We start from the raw sequence: 1,258 nt of genomic DNA on the forward strand, positions 1-1,258 counted from the left end.
CTCCGTGGTGCGGGAGGCGCTCCTTTGGGCCCCGGAGTTCAGGGTGCCCCTCCCGGAGGTGGCGTGATGGAGTGCCCCATGTGCGGGGGCAAGGGGAGCATCCTGGTGCGCCTTCCCGGAGGCGAGGAGGTGGAGGCGGCCTGCCTCGAGTGCCTGGACCGGGAGGCGGAGGAGGCGTGGGAGGAAGAGGATGAGGTGGAGAGGCTTTTTGAAACCGGTGAGCTCTTCTAGGCTCCTCGCCTTTCTCCTTCTTACGCTGGCCCCCGCCCTGGCCCAGGGCCTTCCCCAGGTGCGGGAGCTTGCGGGGCGGGAGCTCTACTGGTTCCTCGTGAACCGGGTCCAGGAGGCGACGGTGGTGGGCCTGCCCCCGGCCTCCCTGGGAGAGGCCCTGAAGGAGAAGCGCCTCACCCTGGTCCTGGGGCGGGAGGCGCCGCCCTCCTGGGCCAGGGGGGCGCGGGTGGTGCGCCTCGGGGGGACGCCCATGGCGGGCTGGTTCCTTCTCGCGGACGGGCGCTTCTTCGTGGCCCCCAAGGGGGAGGCCTTCGTGGTGGTGGAAAGCCCGGAGGTGGTGGCGGTCCTCCGGGGGTACTTCGGCGTGGCCTTGGCGGGGAGGAAGTAGATGCGGGTTCTCCGGTTGGACGGGAGCCGGAAGCGGCAGGTCTACGAGACCCCCGTGGGCGAAGGATGGATCCAGGAGTGGCCCACGGGAAGGTGCCGGGCCTGGTGGGAGGGCCCCGGAGGGGAACGGGAAGACCTCGGGGACTTCCCCAGCCTGGAGGAGGCTTACGAGGCCCTCGAGGAGGCCTTCGCCCAGCGGGTGAGGGAGGCGGGGCTTGAAAGGGACGAGGAGGACCTGGACCCTCCTTTTTAGCCTGCTCCTTTTGACCGCGGGGTGCGCCCTCGAGGCCCCCCTCCTCCGGCTCTCCCTGGGAAAGGAGGAGGTGCGGGTGGCGGAGGGCGGGGAGGCCACCCTCCCGGTGCGGGTGGAGGCGAGGGGGCTCAGGGCCCGCCTCCGGGTGGAGGGCCTGCCCCAGGAGATGACCCCCGCCGAGGAGGAGGTGGAGGGGAAGAGGGAGCTTTTCCTCTCCCTCTTGGGGCGCCAGCCCGGGACCTGGCAGGCCCGGGTGGTGGCCGAGGGCGGGGGGATGCGGCGGGAGGCCTCCTTCCGCCTGGTGGTGGAGGGGGCCTCCTCCCCGGACCTCTACCTGGAGGGCGCGGTCTACGTGGGCGGGGAAGGGACTGCGCCCCAGGCCGCCAC

General features: G+C 72.2%; 3 protein-coding genes and 1 pseudogene. All 4 read left to right on the plus strand.

Features of this window, described 5'->3' with window-relative positions:
• Positions 1 to 66: 66 nt before the first annotated feature.
• Positions 67 to 231, plus strand: coding sequence for a hypothetical protein (locus tag AC01Y6_RS10390; RefSeq protein ID WP_476671446.1), 165 nt, complete (start codon positions 67 to 69; stop codon positions 229 to 231).
• Positions 218 to 619 (plus strand): hypothetical protein, encoded by a 402-nt coding sequence (locus tag AC01Y6_RS10395; RefSeq protein ID WP_476671447.1) that lies wholly within the window; start codon positions 218 to 220, stop codon positions 617 to 619. The genes AC01Y6_RS10390 and AC01Y6_RS10395 overlap by 14 nt, the downstream gene beginning before the upstream one ends.
• Positions 620 to 871: a hypothetical protein gene (locus AC01Y6_RS10400; RefSeq protein ID WP_476671448.1), complete on the plus strand. Its 252-nt coding sequence runs from the start codon at positions 620 to 622 to the stop codon at positions 869 to 871.
• 10 nt (positions 872 to 881) lie between these two features.
• Positions 882 to 1,258, plus strand: a pseudogene (locus AC01Y6_RS10405) (S8 family serine peptidase); the annotation flags it as partial.

The organism is Thermus sp., from assembly GCF_056332225.1.

Excerpts from the sequence above, each read along its gene's own strand:
- AC01Y6_RS10390 (WP_476671446.1), top strand. The coding sequence starts at position 67 with ATGGAGTGCCCCATGTGCGGGGGCAAGGGGAGCATCCTGGTGCGCCTT.
- AC01Y6_RS10400 (WP_476671448.1), top strand. The coding sequence starts at position 620 with ATGCGGGTTCTCCGGTTGGACGGGAGCCGGAAGCGGCAGGTCTACGAG.